Origin of the sequence: Azospirillum aestuarii (genome assembly GCF_016632405.1) — a bacterium.
Taxonomy (GTDB): domain Bacteria; phylum Pseudomonadota; class Alphaproteobacteria; order Azospirillales; family Azospirillaceae; genus Azospirillum; species Azospirillum aestuarii.
The window spans coordinates 969231-987251 of the sequence record NZ_JAEPIV010000001.1; the positions used below are offsets into that span (position 1 = coordinate 969231).

The window sequence follows — 18021 nt, forward strand, 5'->3', positions numbered from 1 at the left end:
GTCTGACCCGTCGCCACGTCGCCGGCGGTGGCGGTGTAGGTGAAGGTCTGGTCTTCGACGGTGATGGTGAAGCTGTCGCCGGCTTCGATCGTGCCGCCCAGCGTCACGTTGGTAATCTGCGGGGTGCCCGTCTTGGCCGCCGTCGTCGTGTTGGCGGCGATGGTCTGGCTGTTGTCGAAGTAGGTGACCGTGCGGGACTCGTTGCCGTCCGTGACGATGAAGGACCGCTCGCGGCCCGACGCGCCGCGGACCTCGATCTGCACGTCGGAGAAGCTGCCCGCCGTCGTGTTCATCGTGCCGGACAGCTTCAGGCCGACCAGGCCGTGGGCCATTTCGGCGCTGTTGATCTCGCCGGCCGCGCCCTCGATGGACCCGTCGCCCTTGACGCGCACCGTGTAGGTGTCGGTCGACACCACGTTGGTGACGCGGGCGTTCTCGATGCCCTGGATGGTGTTGACGGCGCGGCGCGATTCGCTGGTGGAGTCCAGCCGCAGGCCGTTGCCGGCCAGAAGGTTCTTGCCACCGTAGGCGGAGTCACCGGCCAGCTTGTCGATCTGCTCCTTCAGCGCGTTGAACTGGTTGGAGAGCGACTTGCGGGTGGCGACGGAGCCGGCGTCGGTGCCGAGCGCGGAATAGGCGGCGGTGGTCAGGCCGCGCGCCTGCTCGATCATGTCGTCGATCGAGGTCAAGCCCTTGTCGGCGGCCTTGATGGTGCTGATGGCCTGACCCATCGTGTCCTTCAGCGCGGTCAGATCGCCGGCGCGCTGGGTCAGGTTCTTCGCGGCGAAGAACGAGGTCGGGCCGTCGAGCGCCGAATTGATCTTGTTGCCGGTCGAGAGGATGTTCTGCTTCTTCGCGATCGAGTCCTGGACGCCCTGCAGCTGCAGCAGGTTCGTGCGCATCGACGACGAGAGGGAGATGTCGCTGGTAGCCATGGAGTCACTCCTTTTGGAGGATGTCAGTCCGTACGACGGTGCGCGCACGGAGAGGGACTAATTCCCTCGGGCTACCGGTAGGCAAAAAATGGGCCAGATCGAATTTGCCGCCCGGGCGAGGCAGTTCCTGCCTCCGGGCAAATCAGGACTCGGCAATTTTTGCCGGGTGCCCGGCAAGAATTGCCTCTCGCCCGGCACCCTTTGCCGGTTGTGCTTCCGACCCGGCAGATTCTGCCGGGCTTGCAGGAAGCGCCATCACCTCGCAGACGGCGAGCGGACCGGCGGTCAGCGCCACGCTTCCCCAGGACCAGCCGACGCCGAATCCCGACAGGACGAGGCGCAACGGACCGCCGCACAACGCCGCTCCCAGTTCGGAAGCCAGCGCCAGGGGAATGGAGGCGGAACTGGTGTTGCCGAATCCGGCGAGCCCGAGCACGGTCTGGTCGGGCGTGGCGCCGAGCTTCTGGGCAAGGTGGCGGATCATCTGGGCGTTGGCCTGATGCAGGACCAGTCGGTCCACCGTCTCCATCGTCCAGCCGGCATGCTCAAGAACGGCGCGGATGTTCCCCGGCACCTCCCGCAGCGTGAAGGCGAAGACCTGGGTGCCGTCCATGAAGAGGTGCGCGGGCTCGCCGGGCCGCCGGAGGCCGCCGCCGGGAACGGCGAGGTACGGTGCGCCGGCGCCGTCGCTGCCCAACGCGAAGGCCATGGGGAAGCGCCCCTCCTCCGCGACCAGCGCCGTGGCCGTGGCGGCGTCGCCGAACAGAGGCGCCACCGTGCGGTCGTCGGGGTCGAGCACGCGCGATGTCGTGTCGCCCGCGACCAGCAGGGCGCGCCGCCCGCCCGCCGCCTTCAGCATCGCCGAAGCGGTCCACAAGCCGTGGACGTAACCCGAGCAGCCGAGGGTCAGGTCCAGCACCGCCGCCCCCTTGCCCAGCCCCAACCGATGGTGGAGCAGATAGCCCGAGGCCGGCAGGATGTGATCGTGGGTCTGGGTGACCATGACCAGCAGATCGACGCTGTCCGCCGCCCAGCCCAGCCGGTCCAGCAGGCGCCGCGCCGCGGCCTCCCCCAGATCGGAGGTGCATTGATGGGGGGGGGCGAGGTGGCGGGCTTCGATGCCCGTCGCCTTGGCGATCCGGCGGGCGGCGTCCTCGCCGAAACGGGCTGCCAGATCCTCCACCGTCTCGCGCCGTTCCGGAACGCAGGCGACGATTCCCGCCAGGGCGACGCCCTCGATCACGCTGGCCACCATGGGGCGCCTCCTTCCGTCAGCCGGTGATGCCGCCGTCGACGACGATGGTCTGGCCGGTCACGAAGCCCGCTCCGTCGCCCAGCAGGAAGCGGACCACCGGCACCACGTCGGCCACCTCGCCCAGCCGGCCGAGCGGCGTGCGCCGGACGATCTGGTCGCGCTGCCCCTCGGCCAGCGTGCCCGACATCTCGGTGGCGAGGTAGCCGGGCGCGACCGAGTTGACGGTGACCTGGAGCCGCCCGACCTCGCGCGCCAGCGCTCGGGTCAGCCCGTCCAGCCCCGCCTTCGACGCCGAATAGGCGGACAGTCCATTGTAGCCCCGCTGCCCGATGATCGAGGAGATGTTGACGATCCGCCCCGGCCCCCGCTTCACCAGCTTGGCGCGCAGGAAGGCGCGGGCGACCTGGATGGCGCCGGTCAGGTTGACCTGGATGACCTCCTCGACGTCGATCTCGGGAAAGGTCGCCAGCACCCCTTCGCGCGCGATGCCGGCGTTGTTGACCAGCCCCCAGAGCGGCGACCCGCCGCCCCGGTCCAGGGCGGCGTCCATGAAGGCGCGCACCTCGTCCCCGTCGCCGATGCGGCAGGGTTGCCAGAACAGGTCCGGCCCGGCCAGCCGTTCCAACGCCTCGCTCGGCGCGCGGCTGCAGGTGGAGACGCGGTAGCCCTCGGCCAGCAGCGCCTCGACGATCCCCAGCCCCAGCCCGCGGCTCCCCCCGGTGACGATGACGTGCCGTTTGGCGCTCATGCCGTGCCCTTCCGCGTCTTCTTGCCCGCCGCTCCCAGGGCGATGTTCCCGGTCATGGTCACCAGACGGGGGCGCGCGGCCGGCGGCAGATCGGCGACGGCGGTGCGGATCGCGGCGCGCAAAGCGGCCTCCTCCGCCCCCGGCGCCGGGACCACCAGAGCGGTCACGATGTGGCCGGTCACCGGGTTGGCGGCGGCCTGTACCAAGGCGTCCTGCACGCCCGGCACGTCCAACAGCACCTGCTCCACCACCTCCGGCGAAACCTTGACCCCGCCGACATTGATCCGACCGTCCAGCCGCCCGACGAACAGCGCACGATCGCCGCGCACCTCCACGACGTCGCCCGTGGACAGCCAGCCATCCCCATGGCCGAGCATCGCGCGGGGGCTGTTCACCTCCAGCACACCATCGCTCAGGCGCAGGCCCACCCCGTCGATGCCGCCGTCCAGCCACGCGGCTGGGAAGCCGGCCATTCCATCGCCCACCGCGAAGAGGGCTCCGGTTTCCGTCGCGGCGTAGATATGGCGAAGCTTCGCATTCGGGAAGCCCTCCGCCAGACGGTCGAGCAGCGGCTGGTCGGCCACCTCACCGCCCAGCGTGACGGCCGCCAGGGGCGGCGCGTCGCCGTCGAGCGCCAGCAGGAAGGCGCGCCAGAAGCTGGGCGTAGCGCTGATGTGGGTCACCGCGTGCCTCACGGCGAGACGCGCCAGTTCCCCCGCACCGGCGCCGGGCGCCGACACCAGCGTCGCCCCGGACGCCAGGGCCGTCAGGATGACCTGAAGCCCGGCGAAGGCCGCCGGCTCATAGGCCAGGAGCCAGCGCGCGCCCGGATCGGCGGTGCCGCGCAGGCGCCCGCGCAGGCGCTGGAAGTCGTGGCGTATCAGCTTCGGCGCGCCGGTGGTGCCGGAGGTTTCCAGCAGCACCGCGAAGCCCGGCTCGTGGGGCTTCGCGTCCGTCTCCGCGGAGGTGCGGCGCGACAGATGCAGTTCCACCCCGGCCCGCTCGGCGGCGACCAGGGCGGCGACCAGGGCCGGAACGCCCCGCGGCGGCAGGACCACGCGCGCCCCCGCAGCCCGGAACGCCGCTTCGAAAGTGTCGGCCTGCGCGGCGATCTCCGCCCAGCCCACGCTTCGCTCCGCCTCGATCAGGCGGACGCCGGGATGCAGCCAGGAGGGTGGCGGCCGGTTCATGCGGACCCGGTGGGCATGTCCGGACGGTAGAGGGCCGCCAGTTCCCCGACCGTGTTGAACTGGACGAAGCCGGCGCGGAAGGGGTCCTGGCCGGTGCGCTGCTCCAGCACCACCAACAGCGTGGCGAGGTCGAGGGAGTCGATCGGCAACTCCCCGCCGAGGAAGCGCGTGTCCGGGCCGAGCGCCGGCAGGGTTTCCCCCTTGTCGGCGGCGATGCGGGCAAGCTCTTCGGCGATCAGCGCGAACATGGATTCGGTCATTGGTGGTCGCATGCGGAAAGGAAGTCGCGGAGGATGGCCGTGACGGGGGTTGCCGCCTCACTATGCGGCAAGTGCCCGGCCTTGTCGAAGAGATGAAGCGGTGCAGCGGGGGGCAGGCGGTCGGCACTCGGCACCGGGATGATGCGGTCCTCCCGCCCCCACAGAAGCTGGATCGGCATGGGGAAGGCCGTCCAGTCCACCGGACCGGGTGACCGGTGCGCCTCCGCGAAGGAGCCGGCGATGATCCGCTCCAGAGCGGCGCGGCGCCGGGGATCGGCGGCCTGGGCGTGCATCACCTCGCCGACGCGCCCCGCCAGAAGCCAGGGCCTTGCGAACAGACGCGCGGCGCAGTCCCGCCCGTCCTCCACCGTCTCCAGAGCGGCGACCCGCCGCAGGAACTCCAGGTCGAAATCGGGACCGAGGCCGGCGCTGGCGATCAGCGACAGGCTCGCCACCCGATCCGGCGCCAAGCGCGCCAGTGCCAGCGCGACGTAGCCGCCCATGGAGTGGCCGACGGCGTGGACGCACGGAATCTCCAGCGCGTCCAGCAGGCGCAGCAGCCAGGGTGCGAAGGCGCCGACCCGCCCGTCCCCGACCTCCAGGGTCGAGGAGCCGTGCCCCGGCAGATCCACCGCCAGAACCCGGCGGTCGGCGGCCAGTGCCGCGGCGTTGAACTGCCAGGTCAGCGAATCCCCGGCGAAACCGTGCAGGAGCAGAGCCGGAACGCCGCCCTGCCCCATCGACAGATAGGAGGCCGGACCGCCCTCGATGTCGGCTCGTCCGCGCCGTGGGGAGCGCTCGATCCTTCCGGTCACCCGGCCATCCATCACAGGATCAGGCGGCCACGGCGATGCCGGCCAGCCCCAGCAGGTCGTCCACCGTCTTCGCCTTGACGAGCTTCTCGCCTTCCACGACGTGGCCCAACCGCTCATCGACCAGAGCGATGAAGCTGATGACGGCCAGAGAGTCCCAGCTGTCGATCGAGTCGAGTTCTTCCGTGCCCGTCAGGGTGCCGGCGTCCAGCTCCAGCATCTCGTCGAGCGCGAGCAGGAATTCCTTGCGGTCCATGGTGGTGTCTCCGTTTCAGTGGAGCGTGTTCTGACGCACGCTGCCGTTCAGGTCGGCCCATTCAGGGTGCTGGCGCAGCAGATTGCAACAATCCTGCCAGCCGAAGCCGGGATTTTCGGGAAGCAAGGCGCCCAGCAGGCGGCGGACCAGTTCCAGGTCGGCGGGCTCATCCACGCACCAGCGCTGGTCCAGGACGCTGCCGTCCTGCGGAGTCAGGGGACCGCCGATGCGGAAACGCTCCGGGCGGCGGTAGAGGTGGGCGGTGACATGCTCGCGCTCCGCCGGGTCGGTGGCGTTGGCGGCGGCCTCGTCCAGAGCGGCGCGGGTGAAGACCTCCGCATCCAGCCCGCGCGGGAAGCGGGTGACGTCCAGGCTGAGATAGTCCAGCGGCGGCGCCGACTCCAGGAAGGCGGTCACCACACGGTCCACCAGCGCCGGGTCGATCAGCGGGCAATCGGCGGTGACCCGCACCACCACGTCCGCTCCGGCCATGGCGGCGGCCCCGGCGAAGCGTCCGAGCACGTCCTGCTCGTCGCCGCGGAACACCGGCACGCCGAGCGATCCCGCCAGCTCCGCCACCGGGTCGTCGGTGCCGTTCGCCGTGGTCGCCAGCACCAGCGCGTCGAGCGTCCGGCAGCGCGCCAAACGGCCCAGATGATGCGCCAGCAGCGGCCGCCCCGCCGCTTCCATCAGCACCTTGCCGGGCAGTCGGGTCGAGGTCATGCGGGCCTGCGAGATGCAGACAACGCGCGGCTTGGCCGTGGCGGCGCTCATTCCTCCTCCGGGGCCAGCATGTCCCAGCGCAGCGGCTCGCCGCGCGTCAGGGCGCGGGCGGCGCGGCGGCCGAGCACGGCGGGGAAATGCTTCGGCTCCAGGCCGAAGCCGGGACGGATCGAGCGGACGCTGACGGCGCTCAGCGCCTCGCCCGCCGCCACGTCGGCGGTGACGTAGAGGGAACGGCGGTAGTCCCGCCCGCCCGCCTCGCTCGGCTTCACCCCGTAATGGACGCGGCCCAAGGCCGCCCAGGCGGTGCGGACGGAGGCGGCCATCGCCTTGAACTCCGCCGGTTCCAGGGAGAAGGCGCTGTCCACCCCGCCGTCGGCGCGGGACAGCGTGAAATGCTTCTCGATCACCACCGCGCCCAGCGCCGCCGCCGCGACCGGCACCGCCGCGCCGTGGGTGTGGTCGGACAGGCCGGCGGCCACGCCGAAGGCCTGCGCCAGATGCGGGATGGTGCGCAGGTTGCAGTCCTCGGGCGGCGTCGGGTAGCCGCTGACGCAATGGAGCAGGACGAGCGGCGCGTCGCCCGCCGCCTCCACCGCCTCCGCGATCTCGCCCAGCGTGGCGAGGCCGGTGGACAGGATCAGCGGCTTGCCGGAGCGGGCGGCCCGGCGGATCAGAGGCAGGTCGTTCAGCTCGAAGGAGGCGATCTTGAAGGCCGGGGCGTCCAACCGCTCCAGCAGATCCACCGCCGTGTCGTCGAAGGGAGAACTGAAGATGGTCAGGCCGATGGCGCGCGCGCGCTCGAACAGCGGGCCATGCCACTCCCAGGGGGTGTGGGCCTCGCGGTAGAGGTCGTGCAGGGTGCGGCCCTGCCACAGCCCGCCCTCCAGCAGGAAGCCCGGCCCGTCATGGTCGATGGTCAGCGTGTCGGCGGTGTAGGTCTGCAGCTTCACCGCGTCGGCGCCGGCCTCCTTGGCGGCGTCGACCAGGGCGAGCGCCCGGTTCAGGTCGCCCTTGTGGTTGCCCGACATCTCGGCGATCAGATAGGGCGGATGGCCGGGGCCGATGGGACGGCCGTTGATGATGACGTCGCGCGGCACGGAGGGCGGTCTCGCTGTGATGGTCTTGGCTTACACTGCCACGGAAGCGGACGGCGGGTCTTCCTTTTGTGCGGCAGCCCGCAGAAGGTCCCGCGCTTCCTCGCCGTAGGCCAGCAGCCGTTCGGCGCAGCGGTGGCGGTCGCCGACGGTCCGGAAGCGGATGCGCGACAGCTCCGCCTGCCGCTCCCGCAGCGCCGGGTCGGCGACGAGGGCGGCGGCGCGCTCCACATAGGCGGCGGCGTCCGGCACGGGAATGCCCGCCCCCGCAACGCTCGCCACGTCGCCCCAGGCCAGCGTGACCACCGGCAGCCCCTCCGCGATGGCGTAGGCGGCGCTGCCGCCGCCGCCCTGGCGCGACGGGTTGAGGTAGGCGTGGCAGCGCCGGTAGAAGGCGCGGATGTCGGTCAGGTGGCCCAGGCTGCGCATCCGCGCGCCGTTGCGCGCCGCCGCCAGACGGGCCGGCAGTTGCTCCACCTGCCCGGCGAAGACGATCACCGCGCCGGGGCAGCGGTCGAGGATGGAATCGGCCAGCGCGAGGAATTCCGCGGTCACTTCGAAATCCAGGCGGGTGCCGACCACGGCGAAGACGAAGGCCGCATCGCCGAGGTCGAGAGCGCCCCCGACCCCCGCCGTGGGGGGCGGGGAAAAGCCCAGCGTGAAGGGCCGGAAGCGCCGTGCGAAGGGGCCGCGGTAGAGCGCCGGCATGGCGTCGGTGTGGTTCCCCTCCTCGTAGCCCAGCACCAGATGGGCCAGTGAGATGGTCATGCCCGACGTGGTGGGCAGGCAGACCACGGGCCGGGCGTCCGTCACCGCGAACAGGTCCCCCACCACGTTGGCCCCGCCGAAGGTCACCAGCAGGTCGGGGTCGTAGCCGTCGATGGCACCGACGATGGTGGCCAGCTTGTCCTTGGAAAAGGCGCGGTCGGTGAAGGAGGCCATCTTCACCTGTTTGCCAAACATCTTCAGCGCGAAGACGCCTTCGTAATCGGCGACCAGCTCCGCGATCATCGGCGGAACGAACAGGCTCTCGGCCCGCAGCGGCATGGTGTTGCAATTGACGATGGCGACGTCGAGCCCGAAATCGTCCTGGAGCCGGCTGGCGTAGTCGAAGCAGTCGCGCGAGGGCTGGTGCTGGTCGTTGGTGAACTGGTTGGTCAGCACGGCCACCCGGCGGATTGCCCCGTCGCGCGGCACGTGGCGCGGTGGAACGACGCCCCAGCGCCGCGCCACCGCCCGCACCAGCTCCTCGTAGAAGCGGAAGAGGTCGCAGGGGCCGAAGGCGCCCAGCTTCTCCGGCGCCGACGCGGCCAGGAACAGCTGCCGCGCCATGCACCAGTAAGTGTAGTGCATCAGCTGCGGCCCGACGCGCTCCCCACCCAGCAGCAGGTAATGGAGAATCCGTTCGTAGTGGTAGAGGTCGCCGGTGAGTTGGAACAGCACGGAGTGGAGCAGCACCGTCTCCCCGGTCGGCGGATCGTGGCGCAACTCCTCGGCGATGGACAGGCGGGCGTCCCGATCCAGCTCGCGGCGCATGCGCTCGCAATGGGCCGTCAGGGCGTTGAGGCGGTCGGCGTTGAACTGGCGCTCGGCCAGCAGGGCCTTCAGCGTGGCGGCCTGGTCCCCGGCGATGTCGGACATGCTGTTCCCCCAACCGGCGCGTGTCGTGCGCTTCGCCTCCTGATAGCCCCGGTGTGGTTAAGGTTTCAAGAACGCGCGGCAACCCGCTCCGCCAGCGCCGCCGCGGCCTCCTCCGCCACCGCGGCCCAGTCGCCGGGGCGGGGCTGGCGGAACAGGCGGGCGGTCGGGTACCAGGGGCTGTCGGCGCGGTCGAGCAGCCAGCGCCAGTCCGGCGCGTGGGACAGCAGCAGCCACAGCGGGACACCCAGCGCTCCCGCCAGATGGGCAGGCGCGGTGCAGGAGGACAGCACGAGGTCCAGCGACGCCATGATCGCCGCGGTGTCGGCGAAATCGCGGATCTCCGGCTCCAGATCGATGAAGGACAGGGGCATCGGTCGCCGCGCCAGCTCGTCATGGCCGGGGCCGAGTTGCAGGCCGAAAAAGCGGCAGCCCGGCACCGCCAGCAGCGGGGCCAGCGCCGCCAACCCCGGCGACCGCTCCCGGTCGCCGGCGAACTGCGGGTTGCCGGCCCAGACCAGCCCGACCTTGAGGCCGTCGCCGGCCAACCGCTCCCGCCACGCCGCGGCACGCGCCGGGTCGGCGGTCAGGTAGGGAACGGCGGCGGGAATGGTCTCCAGCCGGGTGGCGAAGGCCCGTGGCAGGCTGAGCAGCGGGCACTGCCAGTCGAACGCCGGCAAGGGCTCGCCGCGCGCGAAAACCCGCTCAACCCCCGGCAGGCCGCGGAACAGCGGAAGCAGATCGGCCCCGACCTCCAGCAGCACGCGGGCGCCGCGGGCGGCCACCAGAGGGGCGTAGCGGACGAACTGGATGGCGTCGCCGCGGCCCTGCTCCTCGTGCAGCAGGATGGTCCGCCCGGCGATGTCCTCACCGCTCCACAGCGGCTGCGGCAGGCCGCGCGGTTTGGTCGGGAAATCGGCCACGCCCCAACGCGCCTCGTAATCCTCCCAGCCGCCCGTCAGGTCGCCTGCGAGCAGCCGCGCCAGGGAGCGGTTCCAGCGCGCCTCGGCGCTGGACGGCTGGAGGCGGACGGCCCGGTCGTGCAGGCGCAGCGATGCGGCGATCTCCCGCCGGTCGCGCAGCCGGTTCGCCAGACCGCTCAGCGCATTGCGGTGTTCCGGCTGAAGGGCCAACGCCCGGTGGAGCGACCCCAGGGCGCCGGGTTCCGACAGGGACAGCGCGTGCCAGCCGTTCGCCGCGTCCGGACGCAGCCGCAGCAGACGGCGCAGCACCGTCACGGTCTCGCCCTCCCCGCCCGTTCTGTGCCGGGCGGCGGCGAGAAGCTCCAGCGCGCTATCGTTCGCCGGGGTGAGCGCCAGCGCGCTGCGCAGGGCCGCTGCGGCGTCGTCCCAGCGCCCCGCCTCGTAACGGGCGCGGCCGAGATTGAGCCGGACCGTCGCGTCCTCCGGCAACAGGGTGGCGGCGTGCGCCAGCGCCGTCGGCGCCGTCGGGTCCTTGAGGCGCTGGAGCGCCACGCCGAGATGGTGCCACGCCTCCCCATGGTCGGGGCGCAGCCGGACGGCGCGGCGCAGGACGGACACCGCCTCAACCGTCCGCCCCTCGTAGCGCAGCAGGATGCCGGCCTGGACCATCGGCTCGGCAAGGTCGGGCTGGATGAGGGTGGTTCGGCGGTAGGCCGCCAAGGCGAGCCCGCCCTGCCCCGCTTGCCGCGCCGCTCCGGCCAGCGGGAAGGCGAGCGCCGCCGAATCGGGGCAAAGACACAAGGCGGCCCGGTATTCCTCGGCCGCCGCGGCGGGGTCGCCGCGGGCCTGATGCAGCATCGCGAGGTTGGCGCGGTATTCGGGCAGGCCGGGACGCAGCGCCACCGCCCGGCCCAGAAGTTCAGCGGCCTGCTCCAGCCGCCCGCCTTGGGCGCAAAGAAGTCCATAGAGGTGAAGGGCGTTCGGCTCGTCCGGAACGGCGTCGAGGATGCGACCGTAGAGGGTCTCCGCCTCCTCCGTCCGCCCGGCGGTGTGAAGGTCGAGCGCGATGGCCAGCGCCTCGTCCAGCGTCGCCACGGCGCCCGCTCCGCTCAGGTTTCGCGGCCGCCGATCACGCTGGCGGCGACCGCCAGACTCTCCGGCGTGCCCATGTCGATGAAGCGGGCCTTGGCGATGTGGCCGTGCAGCGTGCCCGGCGGCATCTTGTGCAGCACGTCGCGGGTCAGCGAACTGGCCCCGGAGGCCGCGATGCGGTCGAGGAAGGCGGCGGAGAAGAGATAGACTCCGGCGTTGATGACCCCGCGCCCCGGCGCCTTGTCGAGGAATTGGCGGACCCGGCTGTCCGGCCCGACCTCCACCCGGCCGAAGCGGGCGGCGTCCTCCACCTCCACGCACAGGACCGACGCCTCCGCCCCTGACAGGCGGTGCGAGGCGACGAAGGCGCGCAGATCGGCGTCCAGGAAGGTGTCGCCGCTCATCACCAGGACGGTGCCGGCCTTGAGATCCTTGCGGATGTAGGCGAGCGCCGACGCGGAGCCCATCTGGCTCGGCTCGATCTGGCAGACGACGTCCAGCGACCGGTTGGTGTCGCCCTGGGCCAGCCACGCCGTCACCCGGTCGGCCAGATGGCCCAGGCACAGCACCACCCGGCGCGCGCCGTAGGCCGCCAGATGGTCCAGCAGATGTCCGAGAAAGGCGCGGCCCGCGATGGGCGCAAGCACCTTGGGCGTGTCGCCCGAGACGCCCCGCATGCGCGAGCCGAGACCGCCGGCAAGCAGCGTGACGTCGATGTCCGTCAAGGCTTCCTCAGGCCGCACCGTGCTTCCCCTCATGCTTCCGGCGCCGCGGCGCCGCCCCCATACCCGCCGCATACCGCGTCGGCGGTGGATTGGTCAAACATTCGGTGGGGGTGACGGCAAACTTTCCCGGCCGACCGCCCAACGTAAGCCCCTCGCCGCATGGCCTATTCCGCGAAGGCCGCCAGCGTGGTTTCGCGCGAAAAGATATGGGGATGCCCCTCCCAGTCGCTGCGCAGCGTCTCGAACACATGGACGTCGTGGAAACGGCCATATTTCTGGACATGCTGACGCAGCACCCCGACCTCGCGCGCCTTCACAACCCTCTGGATGCGGATGACCGTGTCGTTGCCCTCCATGAAATAGTTGAAGAGCTTGTTCATCCCCAATCCGTAGAAGCAATAGTCCATGATGAAGCAGTGCAGGAACCCGGCCAGCTTTTTCCGGTCCTTCTCCTCCACGATGTACGAGCCGGAGGAGCAGCGCAGATGCACCCGGTCGATGTCATAGTAGGAAAGATAGCCGACCGGGCGGCCCTCATGCTCGATGATGAAATGACGGAAGTCCGGGCGGGCGTCCATCGCGGCCAGCCACGCGCGCTGCCGGTCCACATCCGGGGTTTCCAGATCGGTGAACATGAAGCGGGTGATCGACGGCTCGGTGCGCCAGCGCAGCAGCGTCTCGGCATCGTCGGTCGTCGGACGGCGGAAGCGGAACATGGACCCTTACCCTTCGAACGCGCGCGGCGTCACGTCGCCAGATAGCCGCCGTCCACCGGCAGCATCACCCCGTTGATCCAGCCGCTGGCCGGCGACAGCAGGAAGGCGATGGCCGAGGCCACGTCCTCCGGCTTGCCGAAGCCCATGGGATGGGCGGCTCGGATCGCCTCGAACTGCTCCGCCGTGGTGGTGCGGCGGAAGCGCTCCATCATCTCCGTCTCGACCATCGCCGGGGCGACGCAGTTGACGCGGATGCCGTCGCGCAGGAACTCCATGGCCAACCCGCGGGTGGCCGAGACCAACCCGCCCTTGGCCGCCGAATAGACCACGTTGCCCGGCTGCCCGATCTCCGCCGCGACGGAGGACACCAAGACCAGCGCCGCCGGCTCGGCATGGCATCCCTTCTGCCGCAGGCCGCGGGCCAGCGCCAGCGCGCTCAGCAGGTTGGCGTGCAGGATGCTGTCGAAGAAGGCGCGGTCGACGCCGCGCACCGGCTTGCCGACCTGCACCCCGGCGCAATGGGCCAGCCCGGCGATGGGACCCCCGGCCTCGGCCTGTGCCTTGACCCAGCCGGGAATGGCGTCGCTGTCCGACAGGTCGAACGCGGCCGTCCGGTGCCCCTCCCCCGGTAGAAGAGCCAGCGTCTCGTCCAGCCGCCCCGCGTCGCGCCCGTTGAGCGTGACCCGCGCGCCGAGTGTCGCGGCCAGCAGCGCCGTCGCCCGCCCGATCCCGGCGGACGCGCCGGTGACCAGGACGTGCCGCCCCGTGAGATCAACGAGCGGTGTCATTCGGCCACCATGCGGGCGAGCCACGCCCGGTGGAAGGCGGCGATGCGCTCCTCGCAGGAGCCGAGGACGGCCGGGGCCTGGACCTGCTTCAGCCCCTTGTGGGTGGCTTCGGCGACGCGCTGGTCCTCGCCCAGGATGGTGCGGTTGAAGCCGGCGACGTTGGCCTCCACCGCCTTGCGGGCGGCCCCGCCCTTGGTCTGCGGCTTGGAAGTCTCCCCCAGGAACAGGCGGAAATGCAGGTCGCAGCGGTCCGGCCCGATGGGGTCGTAGGTCTGGACGCTCATCAACGCGCCGTGGGAGACACCGATGGCGAGGTTGGGGAAGATCAGATAGTGGTCGTAGCTTTCCAGCCGGTCGCTGCGCGGCAGCCCCATTTTCTGGCTCACCCCGTCCCACCAGCGCGCCGAGCCGTCGGACAGCTGGCTGACGCCCCGCGAATGCTCGCCCTCGTAGGAGCAGATCCACACCTTCTTGACGTAACTCTTGAAGGTGTCCGGGTGGGTGGCATCGACGTGGTAGACTTCCAGGGCGGTTTCCAGCGCCGCCTTCCAGTTGGCGTTCCAGGGCAGCACGCCCTCGTCGATGCGGTCGGTGAACAGCTCCGACAGATGGTCGAGGACGGCGCCATAGGCGCCCAACTGTTCGTCCAGCCCCGGCCCGGTCGGCTCCAGCCGCACGAAGACGAAGCGGCCCCGCACCGCCACCTCGAAACGCCGCAGGGCGAGGCGCTTCTTCGCGGCGTCGTCCAGGCCGAAATGCTCACGGTTGCCGGGGATGCCGACCGGAACGCCGTCACGGTTGAAGACCCAGCCGTGATAGGGGCAGACCGGCTTGCCGTTGCCGCAGGGCCGCAGGTGGATCAGCGAATAGCGGTGCGTGCAGACATTGTGATAGGCCCGCAGCTCGCCGTCGAAGTTCTGCACCAGAACCGAGGTGCCGGCGATGTCCGCGGTGATGAAGTCGTTGTCGTTGCGCAGGTCGTCCGTAAATCCAACGAACATCCAGCAGCGGCGGAAGACTCGCGCCGCCTCTTCGGCGTGATTGGCCTCGCCGGAGTAACGCTGGGGCGGGATCACCATGTCGGGCGGGAACGAAAGCCGGCTTTGCTGACCCCGGTCATCCATGGCTGATTCCATTTATCGGTTCGTTAATCATTCGACCCTAGCGTTCTTTCGGTTAATAGTCTCCGAATTCGCCCAAGTCCAGGACGGACGCAGCGGCGACGGTGGGAGGGAGCATCCGGTGAAGGCCATCATCGAGGGCGTGCGCATCGCGGGATTCCGGGCCGCCGTGCCGCCGCACCGCCATTCCTTCCTGGAGGATCATTCCCTCTTCACGGCGGAGGAGGCGGAGAAGCTGTTCGCCACCACCGGCGTCTACGAGCGGCGCATCGCCCCGCCGCACATCTGCGCGTCGGACATGTGCGTCGCGGCGGCGGAAGGGCTGCTCGCCCAGCTCGGCTGGGACCCGGCCAGCGTCGACGTTCTGGTCTTCGTGTCGCAGGACCCGGACTACAACGTCCCGGCGACCTCCTGCGTCATGCAGAAGCGGCTGGGGCTGTCGACCGGTGCGGCCTGCTTCGACGTCAATCTGGGCTGTTCCGGCTTCGTCTACGGCCTGTGGATGGCCGGGCGGCTGCTCGGCGGATCGACGGGCCGGCGGGCGATCGTGCTGTGCGGCGACACCAGCTCGCGCCACCTCGTGCCGGGCGACCGCTCCACCCTGCCGCTGTTCGGCGACGCGGGCGGGGCGGTGGCGCTGGAGGTCAGCCAGGGGGCCGCGCCGATCCACGTCGTCGTCGGCACCGACGGCGGCGGCGCCAAGAACATCTGGGTCAAGGCCGGTGGGCGCCGCAATTCGCTGGTGCCGGGACGCGAGCCCTGGCCGGCGGAGAAGCAGGAGCGGATGTTCACCGACTCGCGCCTGTCGCTGAACGGAGCGGAGGTGTTCGCCTTCACGCTGCGCGCCGTGCCGCCGCTGATCCGCGAGACGCTGGAGTTCGCCGGCGTGGGGGTGGAGGACATCGACCTCTGCGTGATGCATCAGGCCAATGCCTTCATGCTGGAGCATCTGCGCAAGAAGACCAAATTCCCGCCGGAAAAATTCCTCGTGGACATGCACGACTTCGGCAACACCAGTTCCGCCTCCATCCCGCTGGCGGTCAGCCACCGGCTGGGCGAGGCGCTGTCCACCGGCACGCGCAAGATGCTGCTGGCCGGCTTCGGCGTCGGCTGGTCCTGGGGCGCCGTGGTCGCCGACGTCGGGCCGATCCCCGCCCCGGCGGTGCAGGAGATCCCCGACGACTTCCCCCTGCTGACTCCCTGAGCTGCCGCTCCATGCGCAACCCGCTCAACCTTACGGGACGGCGCCTGCTGGTGACCGGGGCGTCGTCAGACAGCGACATCGGGCGGGAAATCTGCCGGACGCTGGCCGGTCTGGGCGCCGCCCTGACGCTGGTGGGCCGACGCGCCGACGCGCTGGAAGCCACCCACGCCCTGCTGGACGAGCCGGAGCGGCACAGCGTCGCCCCCTTCGACCTGACCGATCTGGACGCCATCCCCGGCTGGATGAAGGGGCTGGCAGAGGCGGGCGGTCCCTTCGCCGGGCTGGTCCATTCCGCGTCGGAGCAGGGTTATTCCGTGCTGCGGCAGGTCAACCGGGCGCAGTTCGACCGCTATTTTACGCTGAACGTCGGGGCGTCGCTGATGCTGGCGCGCGGCTTCCACCAGAAGGGCGTGTTTGCGCCGGGCGGCGGGTCGATCGTCTATGTCGGCTCGGTCGCCGGGCTGAAGGGGCAGAAGGGCCGCTCGCTCTACGCCGCGAGCAAGGCGGCGCTGGTGTCGGTGGCGCAATCGCTGGCGCTGGAACTCGCCGACAAGCGCATCCGTGTCAATGTGGTGGCCCCGGCGGTGGTGCTGGGCGCCAAGGCGGAGAAGCAGTTCGCCATGCTGCCGGCGGAGCAGAACGCGGCGCTCGCCGCCGCCCACCCGCTGGGCTACGGCGCACCGCAGGACGTGGCCGACGCCGTGGCCTATCTGCTGGCCGACAGCGGGCGCTGGGTGACCGGGACCGTGCTGCCCGTGGACGGCGGCTTCACCGCCGGGTGACGGCCTCCGCCAGCGCCCGCGCGATGCGCACGGCGCCCTGGCCATCGACGATCCCCGCCAGTTTGTCCGCCATGGCCCGCCGCTGCGCCGGATCGGCCCAAAGCTCCAGCGCCACGTCAGCGATCCGCTCCGGAGCGCCTTCGGTCTGTCCGGGCACCAAGGCGCACCAGCCCAGAGCCTCCGACTGGCGGGCGGCCTCCAGCTGGTTGTCGGCGATGGTGACGAGGACCGCGGGCGTGCCGATGGCCGCCAGTTCCCCGGTCGTGGTGCCCGCCGCCGAGACGGCCAGCCCGGCCTGCGCCATCAGGTGGCCCATGCGCGGCGTGTCGCGGTGCAGCCGCAAGCTGTCTTTGAAACGCTCCGCCACCGCCTCCACCGCTCCCGCATCGCGCACCGCCCCGCCGACCGCCACGTCAAGCCAAACACTGGGGGGCAGGCGGGGCGCGAGGCATTCGATCACCGGAGCCGTCAGCCCCAGCGGATCGGAGCCGCCGAAGGTCACCAGCAGGCCGCGGCGTTCCTCCAACGGCGGCTTGGCCGCCGCCGCCGCCTCCCGCACCTCCCGCCGCAACGGCGCGTAGGCGGGGCCGAGCAGCAGCCGGGCATCCGGGTTCCCCTTGCGGTAGGGCAGCAGCCCGGCATCCGGGGCGGCGTTGACGATCAACCCGGCGTGGATCGGCTCCCCCGTCCCGGCGTCGTCGAAGGCCAGGATGCGCAGCCCCGTCCCGGCCAGTCCGGCCCGCCAGTCTTCCCCGAATCCGTAGCCATCCAGCACGACGGCGGCAGCGCCGGTTTCCGCCGCGATGGCGCCGGTCGCGACGAGGTCGGCGGCGCTGCCGGCGTCCGCGGCGATCCGGCGAACCGCGATTCCGGCTGCCCGCAGACGATCCTCCAAAGCCGGCGGCAGGCTCGCCGCGGCGAACAGCGCATCGCCGCCCAACTCCTGCACGGCTTCCGCCACGGCGAGGCAGCGCATGACGTGCCCGGCCCCGATGGACGCCCCGGCGTCGGCGCGGAACAGCACCCTCAAGGTCCGCTCCCCAACGCTCAATGCAGGGTCGGCGCGTTCGGCCCGGTGGGGCGCAACCGCGCGCGGGCGGAGGACAGGCAGAAGGCGTGCCAGTAGAGCGCCACCAGGGCGCCCGGCAGGCTGTCCAGCTCATGCCCCGGCAAAGCGGTGATGTTCGCCGCATGGGCCATGGCGGCGTTGGCGGCGTTGGCGCTGTGCTGCGCCGCCGGGCCGATCAGCGCCAGCGTCTCCGCCAGCGCGCGGGCGTCGAGGCGCAGGGTCGCCGGGGCGACGGTCACCTGGGCGGTGCCGTCACGCAGGCGCCCGATGGCGAGATAGGCCTCCAGAAGGTCGGGCCGATCCTCCGGGCGAATCACGGCGGCGACCACGCGGTTGCCGGTCAGCAGGCCGGTGCCATCGAACTCGAACACCACGGCGCGCTCCGTCTGCCGGGCTTCGGCGAGGGCGGCGGCGCGCTCCCCGGCGGAGACATCGGCCAGCCGCATGGCCTCCTCGAACATCTCCGGCCGGCCGCCGCCCTCGGCGTGGACGACCAACGGCGCGTCCATCGTCGCGGCGATGGCCAGACGGCGCGCCATGATGTTCACCGCCTCCTCCGACGCATCCTCCGGAATCGTGTCCTGCAACAGCTCCGCGCCCTTGCGCAGCATCACCTCGGCGAAGCTGATGTCCGGGGTGGTGTCTGGGCTCATGGCACGCTCTCCGTCGATGGGGGTCGGCTCTTGT

19 protein-coding genes are annotated in these 18021 nt (G+C 71.2%); 2 read left to right on the plus strand and 17 right to left on the minus strand.

Going from position 1 to position 18021, the window contains the following annotated elements; translation table 11 throughout:
* The 15 genes from JJL56_RS32915 to JJL56_RS04515 form a co-directional block, all read right to left on the minus strand.
* On the minus strand, nt 1–935 hold a 935-nt coding region (locus JJL56_RS32915), incomplete at its 3' end, for a flagellin N-terminal helical domain-containing protein (protein WP_425599115.1).
* Nucleotides 936–1077: 142 nt separating this feature from the next.
* Nucleotides 1078–2190 carry a 3-oxoacyl-ACP synthase III family protein gene (locus JJL56_RS04450; protein ID WP_145623409.1) on the minus strand — a complete coding sequence of 371 codons (1113 nt, stop codon included), beginning with the start codon at nt 2188–2190 and terminating at the stop codon, nt 1078–1080.
* A gap of 16 nt (nt 2191–2206) precedes the next feature.
* Nucleotides 2207–2938, minus strand: a complete 732-nt coding sequence (locus tag JJL56_RS04455) for an SDR family NAD(P)-dependent oxidoreductase (RefSeq protein WP_145623408.1) — start codon at nt 2936–2938, stop codon at nt 2207–2209.
* Nucleotides 2935–4128 carry an ANL family adenylate-forming protein gene (locus JJL56_RS04460; protein ID WP_200484279.1) on the minus strand — a complete coding sequence of 398 codons (1194 nt, stop codon included), beginning with the start codon at nt 4126–4128 and terminating at the stop codon, nt 2935–2937. The genes JJL56_RS04455 and JJL56_RS04460 overlap by 4 nt, the downstream gene beginning before the upstream one ends.
* Entirely contained in the window at nt 4125–4388 is a 264-nt protein-coding gene (locus tag JJL56_RS04465) for an acyl carrier protein (RefSeq protein ID WP_145623406.1), read from the minus strand. The genes JJL56_RS04460 and JJL56_RS04465 overlap by 4 nt, the downstream gene beginning before the upstream one ends.
* Nucleotides 4385–5203 carry an alpha/beta fold hydrolase gene (locus JJL56_RS04470; RefSeq protein WP_200484280.1) on the minus strand — a complete coding sequence of 273 codons (819 nt, stop codon included), beginning with the start codon at nt 5201–5203 and terminating at the stop codon, nt 4385–4387. Before JJL56_RS04470 ends, JJL56_RS04465 begins: the two co-directional genes overlap by 4 nt.
* Before the next feature lie 19 nt (nt 5204–5222).
* Nucleotides 5223–5456, minus strand: a complete 234-nt coding sequence (locus JJL56_RS04475) for an acyl carrier protein (protein WP_145623404.1) — start codon at nt 5454–5456, stop codon at nt 5223–5225.
* 15 nt (nt 5457–5471) lie between these two features.
* The gene (locus tag JJL56_RS04480; protein ID WP_200484281.1) at nt 5472–6230 is read right to left on the minus strand and encodes a cytidylyltransferase domain-containing protein; all 759 of its coding nucleotides are present in this window, start codon (nt 6228–6230) and stop codon (nt 5472–5474) included.
* Nucleotides 6227–7279 (minus strand): pseudaminic acid synthase, encoded by a 1053-nt coding sequence (pseI, locus tag JJL56_RS04485; RefSeq protein WP_200484282.1) that lies wholly within the window; start codon nt 7277–7279, stop codon nt 6227–6229. Before pseI ends, JJL56_RS04480 begins: the two co-directional genes overlap by 4 nt.
* A gap of 30 nt (nt 7280–7309) precedes the next feature.
* Nucleotides 7310–8917 carry a glycosyltransferase gene (locus tag JJL56_RS04490; protein ID WP_200484283.1) on the minus strand — a complete coding sequence of 536 codons (1608 nt, stop codon included), beginning with the start codon at nt 8915–8917 and terminating at the stop codon, nt 7310–7312.
* Nucleotides 8918–8982: 65 nt separating this feature from the next.
* Entirely contained in the window at nt 8983–10932 is a 1950-nt protein-coding gene (locus JJL56_RS04495; RefSeq protein ID WP_200484284.1) for a tetratricopeptide repeat protein, read from the minus strand.
* 14 nt (nt 10933–10946) lie between these two features.
* Nucleotides 10947–11654 (minus strand): sugar phosphate nucleotidyltransferase, encoded by a 708-nt coding sequence (locus JJL56_RS32920; RefSeq protein WP_247889268.1) that lies wholly within the window; start codon nt 11652–11654, stop codon nt 10947–10949.
* 164 nt (nt 11655–11818) lie between these two features.
* A complete protein-coding gene (locus JJL56_RS04505; protein ID WP_145623399.1) occupies nt 11819–12370 on the minus strand; it encodes a GNAT family N-acetyltransferase in 552 nt (183 codons plus the stop codon).
* Between the two features lie 29 nt (nt 12371–12399).
* Nucleotides 12400–13158 (minus strand): SDR family NAD(P)-dependent oxidoreductase, encoded by a 759-nt coding sequence (locus JJL56_RS04510; protein WP_200484285.1) that lies wholly within the window; start codon nt 13156–13158, stop codon nt 12400–12402.
* Nucleotides 13155–14282 (minus strand): aromatic ring-hydroxylating oxygenase subunit alpha, encoded by a 1128-nt coding sequence (locus JJL56_RS04515; protein ID WP_200484286.1) that lies wholly within the window; start codon nt 14280–14282, stop codon nt 13155–13157. Before JJL56_RS04515 ends, JJL56_RS04510 begins: the two co-directional genes overlap by 4 nt.
* Nucleotides 14283–14400: 118 nt before the next feature.
* On the opposite strand from JJL56_RS04515, the gene JJL56_RS32925 reads away from it, so the two are divergent.
* Both JJL56_RS32925 and JJL56_RS04525 read left to right on the plus strand, forming a co-directional pair.
* Nucleotides 14401–15483, plus strand: a complete 1083-nt coding sequence (locus tag JJL56_RS32925; RefSeq protein WP_145623396.1) for a 3-oxoacyl-ACP synthase III family protein — start codon at nt 14401–14403, stop codon at nt 15481–15483.
* Between the two features lie 11 nt (nt 15484–15494).
* The gene (locus tag JJL56_RS04525) at nt 15495–16265 is read left to right on the plus strand and encodes an SDR family NAD(P)-dependent oxidoreductase (protein ID WP_200484287.1); all 771 of its coding nucleotides are present in this window, start codon (nt 15495–15497) and stop codon (nt 16263–16265) included.
* Here JJL56_RS04525 and pseG read toward each other — a convergent pair.
* Together pseG and JJL56_RS04535 are read right to left on the minus strand one after the other, a co-directional pair.
* Entirely contained in the window at nt 16252–17289 is a 1038-nt protein-coding gene (pseG, locus tag JJL56_RS04530; protein WP_345772545.1) for a UDP-2,4-diacetamido-2,4,6-trideoxy-beta-L-altropyranose hydrolase, read from the minus strand. The two genes, JJL56_RS04525 and pseG, sit on opposite strands and share 14 nt — an antisense overlap.
* A 23-nt stretch (nt 17290–17312) precedes the next feature.
* A complete protein-coding gene (locus JJL56_RS04535) occupies nt 17313–17987 on the minus strand; it encodes a hypothetical protein (RefSeq protein WP_145623393.1) in 675 nt (224 codons plus the stop codon).
* Between the last annotated feature and the right edge of the window lie 34 nt (nt 17988–18021).

Excerpts from the sequence above, each read along its gene's own strand:
- JJL56_RS04450 (WP_145623409.1), bottom strand. The coding sequence starts at position 2,190 with ATGGTGGCCAGCGTGATCGAGGGCGTCGCCCTGGCGGGAATCGTCGCC.
- JJL56_RS04535 (WP_145623393.1), bottom strand. The coding sequence starts at position 17,987 with ATGAGCCCAGACACCACCCCGGACATCAGCTTCGCCGAGGTGATGCTG.
- JJL56_RS04515 (WP_200484286.1), bottom strand. The coding sequence starts at position 14,282 with ATGGATGACCGGGGTCAGCAAAGCCGGCTTTCGTTCCCGCCCGACATG.
- JJL56_RS04460 (WP_200484279.1), bottom strand. The coding sequence starts at position 4,128 with ATGAACCGGCCGCCACCCTCCTGGCTGCATCCCGGCGTCCGCCTGATC.
- JJL56_RS04455 (WP_145623408.1), bottom strand. The coding sequence starts at position 2,938 with ATGAGCGCCAAACGGCACGTCATCGTCACCGGGGGGAGCCGCGGGCTG.
- JJL56_RS04475 (WP_145623404.1), bottom strand. The coding sequence starts at position 5,456 with ATGGACCGCAAGGAATTCCTGCTCGCGCTCGACGAGATGCTGGAGCTG.
- JJL56_RS04465 (WP_145623406.1), bottom strand. The coding sequence starts at position 4,388 with ATGACCGAATCCATGTTCGCGCTGATCGCCGAAGAGCTTGCCCGCATC.
- JJL56_RS04480 (WP_200484281.1), bottom strand. The coding sequence starts at position 6,230 with ATGAGCGCCGCCACGGCCAAGCCGCGCGTTGTCTGCATCTCGCAGGCC.
- JJL56_RS04525 (WP_200484287.1), top strand. The coding sequence starts at position 15,495 with ATGCGCAACCCGCTCAACCTTACGGGACGGCGCCTGCTGGTGACCGGG.
- JJL56_RS04505 (WP_145623399.1), bottom strand. The coding sequence starts at position 12,370 with ATGTTCCGCTTCCGCCGTCCGACGACCGACGATGCCGAGACGCTGCTG.
- JJL56_RS04490 (WP_200484283.1), bottom strand. The coding sequence starts at position 8,917 with ATGTCCGACATCGCCGGGGACCAGGCCGCCACGCTGAAGGCCCTGCTG.
- JJL56_RS04510 (WP_200484285.1), bottom strand. The coding sequence starts at position 13,158 with ATGACACCGCTCGTTGATCTCACGGGGCGGCACGTCCTGGTCACCGGC.